The organism is Streptomyces mobaraensis NBRC 13819 = DSM 40847 (genome assembly GCF_017916255.1).
GTDB classification, from domain to species: domain Bacteria; phylum Actinomycetota; class Actinomycetes; order Streptomycetales; family Streptomycetaceae; genus Streptomyces; species Streptomyces mobaraensis.
Genome location: NZ_CP072827.1, coordinates 5,247,124 through 5,263,330, shown reverse-complemented (window position 1 = coordinate 5,263,330; position 16,207 = coordinate 5,247,124). Strand labels below are relative to the sequence as shown.

The following is a 16,207-nucleotide window of genomic DNA, read 5'->3' as shown; positions in this document are numbered from 1 at the left end:
ACGCCCGTACGTGCAATGATGTGCGCGCCAAGAGCACGACCACCTGCGTACACGCGCACCTGCGTACAACTGCATACCGGCCGCTCGAATCCGCGCGGGAGAGTCCCGGCCATGTGCCTGCCGCACCGCGGCACGCCGCATGCCGGGCGCCGAAGGAGCAAGTTCCTCCCTTGAATCTCTCAGGCCCCGTACCGCGCAGGGTGAGGCAGATCTGAAAAGCGGACCGCCCGGCGGTCCCACCCAAGGTGCAAGCCGCGTGCCCTCTCCGGGGGCTCCCGGTGAACCTCTCAGGTTCCGATGACAGATGGGGAGGCCGTCCTTCGACGTCCCCGCGTCCTCGCGACCGCTGCCCGGGAGCCTTGATCATGTCTGCCGCAGAGACCTCACAGCCCTCAGAGACCGCCGCCCCGCGTCGTACCGCGCTCGACGCGCTGCACCGCGCCCTGGGCGCCACGATGACCGACTTCGCCGGCTGGGACATGCCGCTCCGCTACGGGAGCGAGCGCGACGAGCACGTGGCCGTCCGCACCCGCGCCGGTCTGTTCGACCTCTCGCACATGGGCGAGATCACCCTTACGGGTCCGCAGGCCGGCCAGGCCCTGGACCACGCCCTGGTGGGCAACCTCTCCGCGCTGAAGCCCGGCCGCGCCCGCTACACGATGATCTGCGACGAGCGCGGAGGCATCCTGGACGACCTGATCGTCTACCGGCTGGCCGACGAGACGTACATGGTCGTCGCCAACGCCTCCAACGCCCAGGTGGTGCTGGACGCGCTGACCGAGCGGGCCGCGGGCTTCGAGACCGAGGTGCGCGACGACCGCGAGAACTACGCGCTGCTCGCCGTCCAGGGCCCGGCCTCCCCCGCCATCCTGAAGTCGGTCACCGACGCCGACCTGGACGGCCTGAAGTACTACGCGGGCCTGCCCGGCACGGTCGCCGGCGTCCCGGCGCTGATCGCCCGCACCGGCTACACCGGCGAGGACGGCTTCGAGCTGTTCGTCGCCCCCGCCGACGCGGAGAAGCTGTGGCAGGCGCTGACCGAGGCGGGCGCGGACGCCGGCCTGGTGCCCTGCGGCCTCTCCTGCCGGGACACCCTGCGCCTGGAGGCGGGCATGCCGCTGTACGGGCACGAGCTGACCACCGCGACCACGCCGTTCGACGCCGGGCTCGGCCGCGTCGTCAAGTTCGACAAGCCGGGCGACTTCGTGGGGCGGGCCGCGCTGGAGGCCGCCGCCGAGCGCGCCGCGGACGCCCCGCCGCGCAAGCTGGTGGGCCTGGTGGCGACCGGGCGGCGGGTGCCGCGGGCCGGCTACCCGGTGGTGGACGCCGCCTCCGGCGCGGTGATCGGCGAGGTCACCTCCGGCGCCCCCTCCCCCACGCTCGGCAAGCCGATCGCCATCGCCTACGTGGACGCGGCCCACGCCGCGCCCGGCACGGCCGGGGTCGCGGTGGACATCCGCGGCAGCCACGAGCCGTACGAGGTGGTCGCCCTGCCGTTCTACAAGCGCGAGCGCTGAGCCCGCCCGGCGAGTACGTTCGTCCGGTCCCCGTCTCACCTGTCAAGACCCCTTGCACAAGCATCCACCCGCGTACAGGAGAATCGACCCATGAGCAACCCCCAGCACCTCCGCTACACCAAGGAGCACGAGTGGCTGTCGGCCACGGATGAGAACGGTGTGGCGACGGTGGGTATCACCGAGTTCGCGGCCAACGCGCTCGGCGACGTCGTCTACGCCCAGCTCCCGGCCGTCGGCGACACCATCACCGCGGGCGAGACCTGCGGTGAGCTGGAGTCCACCAAGTCGGTCAGCGACCTCTTCGCCCCCGTCACGGGCGAGGTCGTCGAGGCCAACCAGGACGTCGTGGACGACCCCTCGCTGGTGAACTCCGCCCCCTTCGAGGGCGGCTGGCTGTTCAAGGTGAAGATCACGGACGAGCCGGCGGAGCTGCTGACCGCCGACGCGTACACGGACTTCGCCGGCTGACCCCGCGTCCCGCCTCCACCCGGCCCCTCCCGGCCCCTTCCCGCCAGGAAGAACTCATGTCGCTTCTGAACAGCTCCCTCCATGAGCTCGACCCCGACGTCGCCGCCGCAGTCGACGCCGAACTCCACCGTCAGCAGTCCACGCTCGAAATGATCGCCTCGGAGAACTTCGCTCCGGTCGCGGTCATGGAGGCCCAGGGCTCGGTCCTCACCAACAAGTACGCCGAGGGCTACCCGGGCCGCCGCTACTACGGCGGCTGCGAGCACGTCGATGTCGTCGAGCAGATCGCCATCGACCGGATCAAGGCGCTGTTCGGCGCCGAGGCCGCCAACGTGCAGCCGCACTCGGGCGCCCAGGCCAACGCCGCGGCGATGTTCGCGCTGCTGAAGCCGGGCGACACCATCCTGGGTCTGAACCTCGCCCACGGCGGGCACCTGACCCACGGCATGAAGATCAACTTCTCGGGCAAGCTCTACAACGTGGTCGCCTACCACGTCGACGAGCAGACCAACCTGGTCGACATGGAGGAGGTCGAGCGCCTCGCCAAGGAGCACCGCCCCAAGCTGATCGTCGCCGGCTGGTCCGCCTACCCGCGCCAGCTGGACTTCGCGGCCTTCCGCCGGATCGCCGACGAGGTCGGCGCGTACCTGATGGTCGACATGGCCCACTTCGCGGGCCTGGTCGCCGCCGGGCTGCACCCCTCCCCGGTGCCGCACGCGCACGTCGTCACCACCACCACGCACAAGACCCTCGGCGGTCCGCGCGGCGGTGTGATCCTCTCCACGGCCGAGCTCGCCAAGAAGATCAACTCGGCGGTCTTCCCCGGTCAGCAGGGCGGTCCGCTGGAGCACGTGATCGCGGCCAAGGCGGTCTCCTTCAAGGTCGCGGCCAGCGAGGAGTTCAAGGAGCGCCAGCGGCGCACGCTGGAGGGCGCCAAGATCCTGGCCGAGCGCCTGGTCCAGGACGACGTCAAGGAGCACGGCGTCTCCGTCCTGTCCGGCGGCACGGACGTGCACCTGGTCCTGGTGGACCTGCGCAACTCCCAGCTGGACGGCCAGCAGGCCGAGGACCGCCTCCACGAGGTCGGCATCACGGTCAACCGCAACGCCATCCCGAACGACCCGCGCCCCCCGATGGTCACCTCGGGCCTGCGGATCGGCACCCCGGCGCTGGCCACCCGCGGCTTCACCACCGAGGACTTCCGCGAGGTCGCGGACGTCATCGCGGAGGCCCTGAAGCCCGAGTACGACGCCCAGGCGCTGCGCGCCCGCGTCACCGCGCTGGCGGACAAGCACCCGCTGTACCCCGGCCTGAAGTAGGACCGGACCTCCGGTTTTACCGGGATGTACGGGGCATCGCGCACACTGGTGGTGAGCGCGGTGCCCCGCACCACGTCATACCGCTGTACCACCTCTTGTACCACCCCCCGACCCAAGGAGCTGCCACCGTGGCCATCTCCGTATTCGATCTCTTCTCGATCGGCATAGGCCCGTCCAGCTCCCACACGGTCGGCCCGATGCGCGCCGCCCGGATGTTCGTGGGCCGCCTGAAGAAGGACGGCCTGCTCGCCCAGACCGCCTCCGTGCGCGCGGAGCTGTTCGGCTCCCTCGGCGCCACCGGGCACGGCCACGGGACGCCCAAGGCCGTCCTCCTCGGCCTGGAGGGCCACTCGCCGCGCACCGTCGACGTCGAGATCGCCGACGACGAGGTGGAGCGCATCCGCACCACCAAGCGCCTGCGCCTCCTCGGCACCGAGATCGGCTCGGCCCACGAGATCGACTTCGACGCCTCCACGCAGCTGATCCTGCACCGCCGCCGCGCCCTGCCGTACCACGCCAACGGCATGACCCTCTTCGCCTACGACGAGAGCGGCGCGCCCCTGCTGGAGAAGACCTACTACTCGGTCGGCGGCGGCTTCGTGGTGGACGAGGACGCGGTCGGGGCGGACCGGATCGTCCCCGACGACACGGTCCTGAAGTACCCCTTCCGCACCGGCGACGAGCTGCTGCGGATGTCCCGCGAGTCCGGCCTGTCGATCTCCGCGATGATGATGGAGAACGAGAAGGCCTGGCGCACCGAGGACGAGATCCGGGCCGGCCTGCTGGAGATCTGGCGCGTCATGCAGGCGTGCGTCAGCCGCGGCATGTCCCGCGAGGGCATCCTCCCCGGCGGCCTCAAGGTCCGCCGCCGCGCCGCCAGCACCGCCCGCCAGCTGCGCGCCGAGGGCGACCCGCAGGCCCGCGCGATGGAGTGGATCACCGTCTACGCGATGGCGGTCAACGAGGAGAACGCGGCCGGCGGCCGCGTCGTCACCGCCCCCACCAACGGCGCCGCCGGCATCATCCCGGCCGTCCTCCACTACTACATGAACTTCGTGCCCGGCGCGGACGAGGAGGGCGTCGTCCGCTTCCTGCTCGCCGCGGGCGCGATCGGCATGCTCTTCAAGGAGAACGCCTCGATCTCCGGCGCCGAGGTCGGCTGCCAGGGCGAGGTCGGCTCGGCCTGCTCCATGGCCTCCGGCGGCCTCGCCGAGGTCATGGGCGGCTCCCCCGAGCAGGTCGAGAACGCGGCCGAGATCGGCATGGAGCACAACCTCGGCCTCACCTGCGACCCGGTCGGCGGCCTGGTCCAGATCCCCTGCATCGAGCGCAACGGCATGGCCGCGGCGAAGGCCGTCACGGCGGCCCGCATGGCCCTCCGCGGCGACGGCCGGCACCACGTCTCCCTCGACAAGGTCATCAAGACCATGAAGGAGACGGGCGCCGACATGAAGGTCAAGTACAAGGAAACGGCCCGCGGCGGCCTGGCGGTCAACGTCATCGAGTGCTGACGCTGCTCCCCGCCCCGGCGAGGCCCCGCCCGGAACTCTTGGGTTCTAGTGGTCGTCGCAACACCCCAGCTCAGGGGATGCGATGGACTTCAAGATCCGTGAGAGCCGCAGGGAACAGGGCCCACGGAAGCTGCACCGGGAACGGGAGGAATACTTCCGGCTCATGCAGCTGGGATTCGGTAACGCGGAGGCGAGCCGACGCGTAGGTGTCAACCCTCGGACCGGCCGTGAGTGGCGCAACGGCCGGCCCGAGGGCCGCAGGAAGCCGCCGAGGCTGCCCGCACACGCTGTGCGGGCGCCCTCGCTGTCGTCCCGGTACCTGACCGAGACCGACCGGATCCACATCGCCGACCGGCTGCGGGAGAAGGCATCGGTGCGGGCGATCGCGGCCGAGCTGGGCCGCAGCCCCTCCACGGTCAGCCGCGAGATCCGCCGCAACCGCCACCCCGTGGGCGGGCAGTACCGTCCCCACGCTGCCCAGGCCCGCGCCGATGCCCGCCGGCCCCGCCCCAAGCAGGGGAAGATCGCCCGCAACCCGGCACTCCGGGACTTCATCCAGCGCCACCTGAGACGGCGGTGGAGCCCGGAACAGATCTGCAACGCTCTGCGGGCACAGTTCCCGAACCGGCCGGAGATGCACGTGGTCCACGAAACCGTCTACCAGGCCCTCTACATCCAAGGACGCGGCGAACTGCGCCGCGAAGTGGCCCGCTCCCTGCGAAGCGGCCGGGCCATGCGCAGGCCACAGCGCCAGGCCGCCTCGCGCCAGCCGCGCTTCACCCACCCCATGGTCATGATCAGCGAACGCCCCGCCGAGGCCGAGGACCGGGCGGTGCCCGGCCACTGGGAAGGCGACCTGATCATCGGCAAGGACAGCGGTTCCGCGATCGGCACCCTGGTCGAGCGCGCCACCCGCTACGTGATGCTGGTCCATCTGCCGGACGGCCGCGGTGCCGAGCAGGTCCGCGACGCGCTCCAGGAGACCGTGCAGCGGCTTCCCACCCACCTGAAACGGTCCCTGACCTGGGACCAGGGCAGCGAGATGGCCGCCCACCACGCTTTCACCATCGCCACTGATGTCCCGGTCTACTTCTGCGATCCCGCCAGCCCCTGGCAGCGCGGCTCGAACGAGAACACCAACGGCCTCCTGCGGCAGTACTTCCCCAAGGGCACCGACCTGTCCGCCCACAGCCGTGAAGACCTCGACGCCGTCGCAGCCGAGCTCAACGGCCGCCCACGCAAAACGCTCGGCTGGGAAACCCCAGCCGAGCGCCTGCATAAACTGCTTGCGGCCTGATCAACACGACCACGTGTTGCAACGACCCCTAGAAACCGCCACTCCCGGGCGGGGCCTCGCCGTTCACCAGTGCACCCGCCGGTGCTCCCGCCGCCAGTGCGCGGCCCGTTCCCTGGCGACCCGGGCTTCGACGGCCGCGTCGCCCGCCCGCACGGCATCGGAGAGCGCGTCCCGCAGCGAGGCGCAGCGGACACACGGGTGACGTGGCCGCCGGGAGACGGCGGGGAGGGCGTACGCGCCCACGGCGCCGGATCCGTGCGGGACGGTGACCACGTACTCGTGCAGGATCGCCAGGTCGGGCCGCCCGGGGCTGAGCGCGGCGGCGTCGAGGTCACCCGATCCGGTCATCGTGCGCCCCTTGCGGGTCGAGCCCCAGCGCGCGCCGCTCGTCCGGCGAGGCGAGGCTCAGCCGGTACCGCGGACACCACCACGACCCGGCGCCACCGATCCCCGACAGCCGCACCTTGCCGCCCTGGGTCTCCCTCACCAGCCCCAGCTTTCCCGTGTCCATGTCCTTGACCAGTCGCCCCAGCGGCACGGGCGGCAGGCGGTCGGGCGCGTGCGGGCTGTCGCTGCCGCGGAAGTCGGTCATCTGTCTCTATTGGTGATCGTGGCGGTCACTCGTCCAGAGAACCAACGGGCCAGTCGCGGCGGTACGGTTGGGCGGGGCGTCATGGCTTAAGAGCTTTAAGTGACAGTCCGGCACGAGGGCGTGAGTGCTGTGAGTGAAGCGCAGGGCAACACGGGCCTGACGAAGCTGTACCGCGAGACGGGTTGGACGCTGCGCCGGTTCGCGCAGGAGGTGAACCGGCTCGGGACGGAGCGCGGGACGCCGCTCAAGTACCGCGAACCGTCGGTCCATCAGTGGCTCGCCGGCCACCTGCCCAAGGAGTCCGTACGACCACTCGTCGTGGAGACCCTGGCCCGGCGGCTGGGGCGGCCGGTCGCGTACGCGGAGGCCGGTTTCCCCGCGCCCCGCGAGGAGGCCGAGGAAGCGGCGGGCACGACGGAGGGGCTGCTCGCCCTCGGCCGGCAGGACATGGACCCGTCCCGGCGTGGCGTCCTCGGGGCCGGGCTGTTCTCCGTCGCTCTGACCGTGCCGCACTGGCAGGACGTGGTCGGGCGTATGGAGGCGGTCGGGCGGGGCGGGCGGCAGCGGTTCGGCGAGTCGGACGTCGCCATGGTGACCGCGATGACCGAGCGGATCTCGGAACTGGACGACCGGTTCGGCGGGCGGCACGCGCGGCCGATGGCGGCGGCGTTCCTCGTCAACACGGTTGCGCCGTACCTCCGTGCGGACGCCCCCGAGCCGGTGCGGCAGGCGATGCTGTCGGCCGCCGCCGACCTCTGCTACCTGACCGGCTACATGGCCGTCGACGAGGGGCTCCACGGCCTGGCCCAGCGCTACTACGTCAAGGCCCTGGAGCTGGCCGGGGCGGCGGGCGACCACCTCACGTACTGCACCACCCTGCGCGGGATGAGCGTCCAGGCCGTGGACCTCGGGCACGGGAGCGAGGCCCTGCGCCTCGCCGACGCGGCGGCCGCCGCGTCACCGCGAGCGGGCCCCCGGATGCGCGCGTTCCTGGCCGGGCAGCAGGCCCACGCGACGGCTCGTACCGGGGACCGGGCGGGCGCGCTGGCGTATCTCCGGGAGGCGGAGGTGGCGATGGAGAAGGCCGAGTCCCGGGCCAGGGCGTTCGGTTCGTACGATCCCTCGTCACTGCTGTACCACGTGAGCCAGGTCCGCTACGAACTACGGGACGTCACCGGCTCGGTGACCGCCCTGAAGGAGTCGGACCGGGCACGGCAAGGGGTGTTCCGGCGGGCCCGCGTGCGGCACCGCTGCGCCCTCGCCGAACGGCAGTTGCAGCTCGGGCACTTGGAGGAAGCCTGCCGCACCTGGCACCTCGCCCTGGACGACTACCCCGACGTCCACTCCGGCCGCGCGGACGACCGCGTCCGCGCCATGACTTCCCGCCTCCGCCCGTACCTACGGAACCGGGCCGCCAGGGAACTCCACGAACGGGCGCGCCGGCTCGCTCCCGCGCTCGTCGGAACGTGAATCGAAAGGAACCCACTTGTCCGAGAACGAAGGCGCCCGGCCTTCCGGCAAGCGCGCGGTGGAAGGGGCGTCGCTCCTCTCGTAGCCTCCAAGGGTACGAGAGGACCCGCAAGTCGGAAGGGAGCGCGGCGGCATGCCGAATCGAGGGGGCAAGGCGGGCCGGTCCGCAGGGCGTATGTCGTCTCGCATGCTCGTTCTCGGAGTGTTCGCCTCCGTCGGCGGGCTCGCCGGAGCGGCCCGGGGCGTCGCGACGGGGGCGAGCGTGTTCCAGGTTCTGGCGGCGCTCGGCATCGGTGCGCTCGGACTCACGCTCGCTATCGCCTACGTCGTCGACTTCGGCAAACGGTGACGTCACGCGCCCGGAGCGCGAGCGCTCAGGCCCCGGCCGTCGGTCCGCCGCCCTCCCCCCGCTCGTCGGACTCCTCCGCCGACCACCGCCGTACCGCCCGCCGCAGGGACCGCGGGTCGGAGTAGCCGAGGCGGTCGGCGAGGGACGCGTTGGTGGGGTGGCCGGTGCGGCGGGCGAGGTCGGCCTGGCGGCGGCGGGCGGCGTCCAGTTCCGTGCGCCAGGTGGTGCCGGACTCGGCCAGGCGGCGCTGGAGGGTGCGGCGGCTCATGGTGAGGCGCCGGGCCACGTGGTCGAGGGCCGGGGGGCCTTCGGCGAGGCAGGTGTCGAGGGCCTGGCGGAACTGGTCGCGCCAGTCGGCGGGCGGGGGCGGCGGCAGGGTCGCCGCGTAGCGGCTGAGGATGGCGCCCAGCCGGGGGTCGGCGCCGAGGACCGGGCGGGCCAGGTCGGCGGTGCGGAAGGTGACCGTGGCGCGGTCCTGGCCGAAGTCGACGCCGCGTTCGGCGGCGAGCGCGTCGGCCAGGTTGGCGTGCCGGCGCGGCGCCCGCTGGGAGAAGCCGACGTGCAGCGGGTGCACGGGCGTGCCCGTCACCCCCCGCGAGCGCGCGCAGAGCACGGCCAGGGCGAACTGCTCGGCCAGTTCCACCTGCCGGGGCTCGCCCTCCAGGTAGTGGAAGGAGAACGTCGTCTCCCGCTCGTCCTGGGTGTGCAGCGCGAAGCGGCCGTTGGTGGTGATGAAGTGCAGGTACCGGGTGCTGGTCTCCATCGCGGCGCCGAGCGTCGGCGCGTTGACGAAGAGGTAGTCGAAGAGGCCGAGGGCGCCCAGGCTGTAGAGGCCGGCGATGGACACCGGGGAGTCCGGGGTGTCCAGGGCCCGTTCCACCAGCTCCCAGACGTGCATCGTGCGGCGGGCGGGGATGGTGACCTCGTCCTCGGCCAGCGCCCAGTCCGGCACCCCGGCCTCGCGGGCGATGCGGTCGGGGTCGGCGCCGTTCGCCGCCGCCGCGGTGAGGAGGAACTTCGACAGGACGATGGAGTCCAGTTCACCGTTGGTCCGGGTCGTCAGCGCTTCTGCCATGGGTTCATTTTCCGACAGGTTGGCGCGTCGTGTGCCGCGGGTGGCACATTCGGTCCTGGGCAGGGGTGCCCCGGCCTGGGCACTCTGGAGCGGTCGCGGGGCTTCGGCGGCCGGAAACGGACGCTGCCCATCCGCCGGCGGCCGGCCAAGGGCCGCGCGGACCGGGGTGCGAGCGGGTACGGGGGTCCGGCTCGCGTTCCCACGTCAATCGACCGACGACCCAGGAGGGGAGTCGTCGGACGACTGACGTCTCAGGAGCCCCGTCAGGCCGCTCGTGGCACATCGGGCCCCCCGGTGTCGTCACTCCGTCCCGGACGCGCCCCGGACGAACGGGCGGTCGCGGTCCGCGAGCGCCGTGTGCGGCCCGGCGGCCCGCAGCACGACATCGAGGGCCGTGTCCGGGTCGGTGGTGTAGAGGCCGCTCGCCCACGCGGCGTTGGCCTCGATCACCGCCCAGCCGTCCGCGACGGTGCCCACGTCGACGACCACGGCGGAGGGCAGCGTGTCCGCGTGGGCGGCCAGCAGCTCCGCGCCGAAGCGGGCGGCGTCGGGGGCCAGGGGGCCGAGGGCGAGCCGGCCCCGTTCGCCGTAGCGGCTCCCGCCGCGCACCGTGCCGTCCAGGACGAACAGCCGGTACTCGGCCGTGAACTCGACCACGTCGCTCACCAGGACGGTCGTCGCCGGATCGACGGCGTCGGGGCCGGGCAGCCGCGAGCCGTCGGCGTAGACCATGGCGCGTATCCCCTTGTCGTTCGGGGACTTGACGAAGGCGGGCCGGCGGAGGCCGTACGCCTCGCCGATCGGCACCGCCCGGACCTCGCGCCGGGTGCGCTCCCGCGGCAGCCGGGCGAGCCAGTCCGCCGGGGCCTCCAGCGGGGCGATCCCCAGGGCGGGCGCCACCGCGTCCGCGAACGCCGGCCCGGCGTGCAGGTGCTCCGCGCGGAGCCCGTCCGGAACGGTGAAGTCCGGCAGTTGTACGGCGTCGAGCCCGCGCCGGACGGCGGCGTCCCGGACGGACTCGGCGGAGGCGGTGAGGCGGGGTGGCAGGACGAGCGTGGTCATGGGTGGCGATCCTCGCGTACGGGCGGGCGGGAGCGCTCGTGGTTTTTCCGGCCGCGTGCCGGGCCTTCAGGGGGCGGCGGTGGTCTCCGCGCGCAGCCACGTCAGGTAGGCGTCGCTGCCCGCGGTGATCGGGGTGGCGATCACCTCCGGGACGTCGTACGGGTGCCCGGCGCGGATGTGGGCCTCCAGCTCCGCGTAGCGGGCGCCCGTCGTCTTGTAGAGGACGCGCCACTCGGCGTCGGTCTCGATCGCGCCCTGCCAGCGGTAGACGCTGGTCACCGGGCCGTCGATCTGGGCGCAGGCCGCGAGCCGGCGCTCGACGGCGTCCTTGGCGAGGCGGCGCGCGGTCTCCTCGTCGGGGGCCGTGGTCAGCACGGCGAGGTACGGGGGCGTCGCGGCGTCGTCCATGGAGCCGACCGTATCGCGGGCGCGGGGCGCTGCGGTACGGCGGCGGGAGCCGGGCCGGTGCGGCGTCGGCGGGGGCCGGAGCCGCGCCCGTGCCGCGTCGGCAGAGCGCCGAAACCCGCCTGTGCCGCGTCGGGAAGGTGCCGGAACCACGCCCGTGCCGCTTCGGCAGGGGGCCGGAGCCGCGCCCGTACGGCGGCCGGAAACCGCGGCCGGTACGGAGGCCGGAACGGCGCCGGAGTCCGCCGCCCCGGCCCGTTGTCAGTGGTACCGCGTACGCTCGCGAGCATGAGTTACGCAGACCTGCGCGAACTCCACAGCGCGCTCAACACCGCTTCGGACATCGCGTACGCCCTGGAGTCCCAGCCCACCGCCGAGGAGGCGGGGCAGATCGTCGACGCCCTGCGCCGGGCGCTGGACGCGGCCCGTGCCCTGGGGGCCGCGCACGGCGCGACGGGATGCTCGCTGCATCCCAAGGGCGCGGTGGACCCGCTGTACGGGGACAAGGAGGATCCGCTGCCCCCGGGCTGGGGCCGCTGCCTGCTGTGCAACGACGCGCGGCGCCGGGCGGGCGCCCAGCGGCGGGGCGGGCGCTGACCCGCCCGGGCCGCCGGGCCCGCGGCGCGGGTCAGCCCTTGTTCTGGGCGGCCCAGAACTCGTCGAAGGACATCAGGCCGTCGCCGTTGAGGTCCTTGGAGTTGATGATCGCCTGGGCCACGGTCTCGGTGACGTACGGGTCGCCGAGCCGGGCCATGGCGCTCTTGTACTCGGCCGCGGTGATGAAACCGTCGCCGTTCGCGTCGAACTGCGCGAACACCTTGCGCGCTTCCTCGATGTCAGCCATGTGGGCCTCCCCTGAATCTGCCGCGCACCGTGCGTCGCGGGCTTGTTGACCGGCACAGATTAGCCGCCCGCCGGGGGACGCCCGGCCCCGCCCGCCGTGAGGTGGCCGGTCACGAGTCGCAGGTAGCGGTCCCAGTCCCAGTACGGGCCGGGATCGGTGTGCGTGGAGCCGGGGACCTCGATGTGCCCGATGATGTGGTCGCGGTCGGCGGGGATGCCGTAGCGCGCGCAGACGGCGGCGGCGAGCCGGGCGGACGCCTGGTACAGCGCGTCCGTGAAGTACTCGGGCCGGTCGATCCAGCCCTCGTGCTCGATGCCGATGCTGCGGGTGTTGTAGCTCCAGTTGCCGGCGTGCCAGGCGATGTCCCGCTCGCGGACGAACTGGGCGACGTAGCCGTCCGCGGAGGCGACGGCATAGTGCGCCGAGACCTTGGACTTCGGGTCCTGGAAGATCTTCACGGTGTCCGGGAAGGTCTCCTGGGTCACATGGATCACCAGGTACTCGACGGGGTACGAGCCGGGGCGGCCGGAGACCGTGTAGTTGGCGCTGCTCGCCGGGATCCAGTGGGTGGGCGGGTACGACTCCGGGGGCCGGGAGGCGGCGGAGGCGGCCGGGCGGCCGACGCTGAAGGCGGTGGCCGCTCCCAGGGCCGCCGCCCCGAGGAGCGTGGCGGCACCGCCGAGGGCGCGGCGGCGGCGCACACCGGCCGGGCCGGGACCGGGCCGGGACTCACCACCCGACGACGCGCCACCCGACGACGCCGACGCGGCTGCCGATGACGCGGAGTCCGACGGAACCGCGTTCGGCGGCGCGTCGTTCGGTGGTGCGCAGTCCGACGGAACGGCGTTCGGCGGCACGTCGTTCAACGGCTCGGCGTCCATGGGGCCTCCCGGAGGTGCGAGGGAACGTCGGACGGGGACATGACACCCGCAGCGACCGGAGGGCGCAAGCACCGCCGCACCCCGAATTCCCCTCAGGTTCCCCGGAATGGTCTGCACCTATTTACCGTGCAGCCGCATATACATAAGTTACTCGGCGGATTAATTCATGGAAAAGAAGGCGAGTGGCGCAACTCACCTTCGATTACCCAGAGTCATTTGGGAAATCGCCCGCAAACCGACCCAAATCGTCCCTATTGAGGTTTGGCCGGGCACCGCCCCGTCTGCCATAGTCGAGGCCACGACCCCCATTGACCCGGGCTCGGTCGTCACCACGCCGCGGAACACACCCCACTTCTCCGCGGCGCCAGCAAGAGGCCCCCACCCGTCGCAAGACGACGGACCGGGGCCTCTCGGCGTAACGGGGGAAGCGGAAGGCGATCTTCAACGCCCTGCGGCGGAACGCGTTCAGCGGTCGGCGACCCGCATCTCGAACCACGTCGTCTTGCCCCGCGCCAGCAGGTCCACGCCCCACCGGTCGGCGAGCCGGTCGACGAGGAACAGGCCGCGTCCGCTGATGTCCAGCTCCCCCACCGGCACCAGGCACGGCAGCCCGCGCGAGGGGTCGCGCACCTCGGCGCGGATCCAGCCCCGGCGCCGGACCAGCCGCAGCCCGAAGTGCCGAGCTCCGGTGTGCCGGACGGCGTTGCCCACGAGCTCCGAGACGAGGAGCACCGCCGGCTCGGCGAGCCGCTCGGAGAGCCCCCAGTGGTGGACGATCACCGCCCGGGTGAGCCGCCGCACCGCGACCGTGGACTCCGGGCAGGAGGGCATCCGGATCTCACGGACCGTGGGGTCGCCGTACCGCTCGAGCGCCCTGAGCGCCAGTTCGTCGTCAACCGCCGGAGCCCAGCGCGTCCCGGCCGTACCGACTCCGCGTCGCGGCTGCTCCGTTCCCTCCAGACCCGCCATGCCCCCATGATGGCGGCCGAAAAGCCGTCCGGGAGTGGAACCTTCGGATTCGGTTTTCCGGAAGGCCCCCCTCCGAGGGCCCGCGACGACATATGCCAGGGGCTTCATTCGCCCCCGCACACCACGACTGACCTGCGGCGATCGTGGATGCGCAAAAGATCGGCGGGGGTGCCCGACCCGGTCAACACCAAGGGTCCGCAAGGCCCTTGAAATTCCCCCACAAGAGGCAACCCCCGGAACCCGATCCTCCGTGTACTCGCGGTCGGGCCAGGGGGTCACTCCCTGTCAACACCTGCCGTACCGGCCAAACCCCGCCAGGGCACGACAAGTGGCCCGCCGTCAGACGAACTTCGCCTTGCCCGGACCGTCCTCGACAAAGCTGCGCATACCGATCTCCCGGTCCTCGGTGGCGAACAGCCCGGCGAACCAGTTGCGTTCGATGGCCAGCCCGGTGTCGATGTCGGTCTCCAGGCCGGAGTCCACCGACTCCTTCGCGGCCCGCAGGGCGATGGCGGGTCCCGCGGCGAGCCGGGCCGCCCAGGCGTGCGCCTGCTCGTACACCTCGGCGGCCGGGACCACCCGGTCCACCAGGCCGATGGCCAGCGCCTCGTCGGCCTTGACCTGACGGCCGGTGAAGATGAGGTCCTTGGCCTTGGACGGGCCGATCAGCCGGGGCAGCCGCTGGGTGCCGCCCGCGCCCGGGATCAGGCCGAGCAGGATCTCGGGCTGGCCGAGCTTGGCGTTGTCGGCGGCGATCCGGAAGTCGGCGCAGAGCGCCAGCTCGCAGCCGCCGCCCAGCGCGTAACCGGTGACCGCGGCGACCACCGGCTTGGGGATGCGGGCGACGGCGGTGAAGGCGTCCTGGAGCGAGCGGGACCGGGCGATCATGGCCGCGTGGTCCATGTCCCGCATCTCCTTGATGTCCGCGCCGGCCGCGAACACCTTCTCCCCGCCCCAGAGCACCACGGCCCGCACGTCCGCGCGGTGGGTGAGCTCCTCGGCCAGCTCGCGCAGCCGGTCCTGGGTGGCGATGTCCAGCGCGTTCATCGGCGGACGGTCGAGCCGGACGGTGCCGACGCCCTCCGCGACCTCAAGATGCACAGTCATGGCAGCAGGTTAGACGCCGGGAAACGGCGACGGCCCGGTGCACTTGGTCACAGTGCGCCGGGCCGTGCTCGTGAACGGGGGTCAGCTGCTCTTGGTCCACTCCGACCACGGCAGGTTCCAGCCGTTGAGGCCGTTCTCCGGCTGGATCACCTTGTCGTCGGAGTTCTTCACCACGACCACGTCGCCGATCATGGAGTTCTTGAAGAACCAGGCGCCGGGCATCGAGGGGTCGCCGCCGCCCCGCTGGTCCTCCAGGCCGACGCAGCCGTGGCTGGCGTTCTCGGAGCCGAAGGTGTCGTGGCCGGACCAGTAGTTGCCGTGGATGAAGGTGCCGGAGGTGGACAGGCGCATCGCGTGCGGCACGTCCTTGATGTCGTACTCGCCGCCGAAGCCGACCGTGTCGCCGTTCATCCGGGTCACGTCGTACTTCTCGCTGATCACCATCTGACCGTTGTAGGTCGAGTGGCCGGGGGCGCCCGCGGATATCGGGACGGTCTTGATGACCTTGCCGTCGCGCTCGACCTTCATGGTGTGCGCCTTGGCGTCCACCGTGCTCACCTGGGAGCGGCCGACGGTGAACTTCACGGTCTTGGTCTGGGTGCCGTAGACGCCGGGGCGGCCCTCGACGCCGTTGAGGTTGAGGCTCAGGGTGACCTTGGTGCCGGCCGCCCAGTACTTCTCCGGCCGGAAGTCGAGGCGGTCGTTGCCGAACCAGTGCGGCTTGACGTCGACGGCGGGCTCGGCGGTCACCTTGACCGCCCGCTCCACCGCCTTGGGGTCGGTGATGCCCCGGCTGAAGGTGAGCGAGACCGGCATGCCCACGCCGACGGTGCTGCCGTCCTCGGGGGTGAAGTACCCGGCGAAGGTGTTCTGCGGGGTGAGGGTGGTGAACGACGCGTGCTTGGCGGACTCGCGGCCGTCCTTGTCCTTGGCGATGGCGTCCACCGAGTACTTGGTGGAGGCGGCCAGGTGGGCGACGGGCTCCCAGAGGGACCCGCCGCGGGATATCTTCCCCTCTATTCGGCCGCCCTTGCCGTCCGTCACCTTCACCGACGTCAGGCTGCCCTGCTCGGCGGTGACCTTGAGGGCCCCGCTGGTCTTCACATCGGTCGCGCCGTCCTTGACGGCGATCGAGACCACGGCCTGGGACGGGCCCTCGGCGCTGACCTTCTTGCCCGACTTCTTGCCCGCGTCCGAGCCGTCCCCGTCGCCTCCGCACGCCGTCGCCACGGTCATCACCGCGGCCAGCACCAGGGCGGACAGCACTCCCCGGCGTCCCCTCGTCCCCGTCCCCGCGGCTCTCGCGGACAGCGGCAACACGTTCACTCGGTCTTCTCCTCA

18 protein-coding genes and 1 riboswitch are annotated in these 16,207 nt (G+C 72.2%); of the genes, 8 read left to right on the top strand and 10 right to left on the bottom strand.

The window, feature by feature from the left end:
* The first annotated feature begins 85 nt into the window (after positions 1–85).
* Positions 86–204, top strand: a riboswitch (glycine riboswitch).
* Positions 205–365: 161 nt separating this feature from the next.
* The 5 genes from gcvT to J7W19_RS22750 all read left to right on the top strand — a co-directional run bounded on the left by gcvT (position 366) and on the right by J7W19_RS22750 (position 6,112).
* Positions 366–1,517, top strand: a complete 1,152-nt coding sequence (gcvT, locus tag J7W19_RS22770; RefSeq protein WP_004949854.1) for a glycine cleavage system aminomethyltransferase GcvT — start codon at positions 366–368, stop codon at positions 1,515–1,517.
* 90 nt (positions 1,518–1,607) lie between these two features.
* Positions 1,608–1,985, top strand: a complete 378-nt coding sequence (gene gcvH, locus J7W19_RS22765; RefSeq protein WP_004949856.1) for a glycine cleavage system protein GcvH — start codon at positions 1,608–1,610, stop codon at positions 1,983–1,985.
* Positions 1,986–2,041: 56 nt separating this feature from the next.
* Positions 2,042–3,304: a serine hydroxymethyltransferase gene (gene glyA, locus J7W19_RS22760; RefSeq protein ID WP_004949858.1), complete on the top strand. Its 1,263-nt coding sequence runs from the start codon at positions 2,042–2,044 to the stop codon at positions 3,302–3,304.
* A 128-nt stretch (positions 3,305–3,432) separates the two neighbouring features.
* Positions 3,433–4,815: an L-serine ammonia-lyase gene (locus tag J7W19_RS22755; RefSeq protein ID WP_004949860.1), complete on the top strand. Its 1,383-nt coding sequence runs from the start codon at positions 3,433–3,435 to the stop codon at positions 4,813–4,815.
* A gap of 163 nt (positions 4,816–4,978) precedes the next feature.
* On the top strand, positions 4,979–6,112 hold the full coding sequence (locus J7W19_RS22750) for an IS30 family transposase (protein WP_201768282.1): 1,134 nt from the start codon (positions 4,979–4,981) through the stop codon (positions 6,110–6,112).
* A 63-nt stretch (positions 6,113–6,175) separates the two neighbouring features.
* On the opposite strand, the gene J7W19_RS22745 is transcribed toward J7W19_RS22750, so the two are convergent.
* On the bottom strand, positions 6,176–6,460 hold the full coding sequence (locus J7W19_RS22745; protein WP_004955889.1) for a hypothetical protein: 285 nt from the start codon (positions 6,458–6,460) through the stop codon (positions 6,176–6,178).
* Positions 6,444–6,704 (bottom strand): hypothetical protein, encoded by a 261-nt coding sequence (locus tag J7W19_RS22740; RefSeq protein ID WP_004955890.1) that lies wholly within the window; start codon positions 6,702–6,704, stop codon positions 6,444–6,446. The genes J7W19_RS22745 and J7W19_RS22740 overlap by 17 nt, the downstream gene beginning before the upstream one ends.
* A 129-nt stretch (positions 6,705–6,833) precedes the next feature.
* Between J7W19_RS22740 and J7W19_RS22735 the strand changes: the two genes are divergently transcribed.
* Both J7W19_RS22735 and J7W19_RS22730 read left to right on the top strand, forming a co-directional pair.
* Positions 6,834–8,174 (top strand): hypothetical protein, encoded by a 1,341-nt coding sequence (locus J7W19_RS22735; protein ID WP_004955892.1) that lies wholly within the window; start codon positions 6,834–6,836, stop codon positions 8,172–8,174.
* Positions 8,175–8,361: 187 nt separating this feature from the next.
* On the top strand, positions 8,362–8,523 hold the full coding sequence (locus J7W19_RS22730) for a hypothetical protein (protein WP_158688842.1): 162 nt from the start codon (positions 8,362–8,364) through the stop codon (positions 8,521–8,523).
* A 25-nt stretch (positions 8,524–8,548) separates the two neighbouring features.
* On the opposite strand, the gene J7W19_RS22725 is transcribed toward J7W19_RS22730, so the two are convergent.
* From J7W19_RS22725 to cutA, 3 genes are all read right to left on the bottom strand, one after another.
* Complete coding sequence (locus J7W19_RS22725; RefSeq protein ID WP_004955894.1) at positions 8,549–9,598, bottom strand: AraC family transcriptional regulator ligand-binding domain-containing protein; 1,050 nt, start codon at positions 9,596–9,598, stop codon at positions 8,549–8,551.
* A gap of 300 nt (positions 9,599–9,898) precedes the next feature.
* Positions 9,899–10,660 (bottom strand): ATP-grasp domain-containing protein, encoded by a 762-nt coding sequence (locus J7W19_RS22720; protein ID WP_004955895.1) that lies wholly within the window; start codon positions 10,658–10,660, stop codon positions 9,899–9,901.
* 66 nt (positions 10,661–10,726) lie between these two features.
* The gene (cutA, locus tag J7W19_RS22715; RefSeq protein WP_004955897.1) at positions 10,727–11,068 is read right to left on the bottom strand and encodes a divalent-cation tolerance protein CutA; all 342 of its coding nucleotides are present in this window, start codon (positions 11,066–11,068) and stop codon (positions 10,727–10,729) included.
* 285 nt (positions 11,069–11,353) lie between these two features.
* Here cutA and J7W19_RS22710 point away from each other — a divergent pair, with 285 nt between their 5' ends.
* Positions 11,354–11,662 carry a hypothetical protein gene (locus tag J7W19_RS22710; protein ID WP_004955900.1) on the top strand — a complete coding sequence of 103 codons (309 nt, stop codon included), beginning with the start codon at positions 11,354–11,356 and terminating at the stop codon, positions 11,660–11,662.
* A gap of 31 nt (positions 11,663–11,693) precedes the next feature.
* Here the strand turns inward: J7W19_RS22710 and J7W19_RS22705 are convergent, their stop codons facing one another.
* The 5 genes from J7W19_RS22705 to J7W19_RS22685 form a co-directional block, all read right to left on the bottom strand.
* Positions 11,694–11,909, bottom strand: a complete 216-nt coding sequence (locus J7W19_RS22705; protein WP_004954243.1) for an EF-hand domain-containing protein — start codon at positions 11,907–11,909, stop codon at positions 11,694–11,696.
* A gap of 59 nt (positions 11,910–11,968) precedes the next feature.
* Positions 11,969–12,790: an N-acetylmuramoyl-L-alanine amidase gene (locus J7W19_RS22700; RefSeq protein ID WP_004954239.1), complete on the bottom strand. Its 822-nt coding sequence runs from the start codon at positions 12,788–12,790 to the stop codon at positions 11,969–11,971.
* 465 nt (positions 12,791–13,255) lie between these two features.
* Positions 13,256–13,759: an ATP-binding protein gene (locus J7W19_RS22695; protein WP_004954236.1), complete on the bottom strand. Its 504-nt coding sequence runs from the start codon at positions 13,757–13,759 to the stop codon at positions 13,256–13,258.
* Between the two features lie 339 nt (positions 13,760–14,098).
* Complete coding sequence (locus tag J7W19_RS22690) at positions 14,099–14,866, bottom strand: enoyl-CoA hydratase/isomerase family protein (protein ID WP_004954233.1); 768 nt, start codon at positions 14,864–14,866, stop codon at positions 14,099–14,101.
* An 81-nt stretch (positions 14,867–14,947) separates the two neighbouring features.
* A complete protein-coding gene (locus J7W19_RS22685) occupies positions 14,948–16,192 on the bottom strand; it encodes a L,D-transpeptidase (RefSeq protein WP_040892491.1) in 1,245 nt (414 codons plus the stop codon).
* Between the last annotated feature and the right edge of the window lie 15 nt (positions 16,193–16,207).

Bases quoted from the DNA above. Each gene is read 5' to 3' on its own strand.
- gcvT (WP_004949854.1), top strand. From the start codon at position 366: ATGTCTGCCGCAGAGACCTCACAGCCCTCAGAGACCGCCGCCCCGCGT.
- gcvH (WP_004949856.1), top strand. From the start codon at position 1,608: ATGAGCAACCCCCAGCACCTCCGCTACACCAAGGAGCACGAGTGGCTG.
- glyA (WP_004949858.1), top strand. From the start codon at position 2,042: ATGTCGCTTCTGAACAGCTCCCTCCATGAGCTCGACCCCGACGTCGCC.
- J7W19_RS22750 (WP_201768282.1), top strand. From the start codon at position 4,979: ATGCAGCTGGGATTCGGTAACGCGGAGGCGAGCCGACGCGTAGGTGTC.
- J7W19_RS22745 (WP_004955889.1), bottom strand. From the start codon at position 6,460: ATGACCGGATCGGGTGACCTCGACGCCGCCGCGCTCAGCCCCGGGCGG.
- J7W19_RS22740 (WP_004955890.1), bottom strand. From the start codon at position 6,704: ATGACCGACTTCCGCGGCAGCGACAGCCCGCACGCGCCCGACCGCCTG.
- J7W19_RS22730 (WP_158688842.1), top strand. From the start codon at position 8,362: ATGCTCGTTCTCGGAGTGTTCGCCTCCGTCGGCGGGCTCGCCGGAGCG.
- J7W19_RS22725 (WP_004955894.1), bottom strand. From the start codon at position 9,598: ATGGCAGAAGCGCTGACGACCCGGACCAACGGTGAACTGGACTCCATC.
- J7W19_RS22720 (WP_004955895.1), bottom strand. From the start codon at position 10,660: ATGACCACGCTCGTCCTGCCACCCCGCCTCACCGCCTCCGCCGAGTCC.
- cutA (WP_004955897.1), bottom strand. From the start codon at position 11,068: ATGGACGACGCCGCGACGCCCCCGTACCTCGCCGTGCTGACCACGGCC.
- J7W19_RS22710 (WP_004955900.1), top strand. From the start codon at position 11,354: ATGAGTTACGCAGACCTGCGCGAACTCCACAGCGCGCTCAACACCGCT.
- J7W19_RS22705 (WP_004954243.1), bottom strand. From the start codon at position 11,909: ATGGCTGACATCGAGGAAGCGCGCAAGGTGTTCGCGCAGTTCGACGCG.
- J7W19_RS22700 (WP_004954239.1), bottom strand. From the start codon at position 12,790: ATGGACGCCGAGCCGTTGAACGACGTGCCGCCGAACGCCGTTCCGTCG.
- J7W19_RS22695 (WP_004954236.1), bottom strand. From the start codon at position 13,759: ATGGCGGGTCTGGAGGGAACGGAGCAGCCGCGACGCGGAGTCGGTACG.
- J7W19_RS22690 (WP_004954233.1), bottom strand. From the start codon at position 14,866: ATGACTGTGCATCTTGAGGTCGCGGAGGGCGTCGGCACCGTCCGGCTC.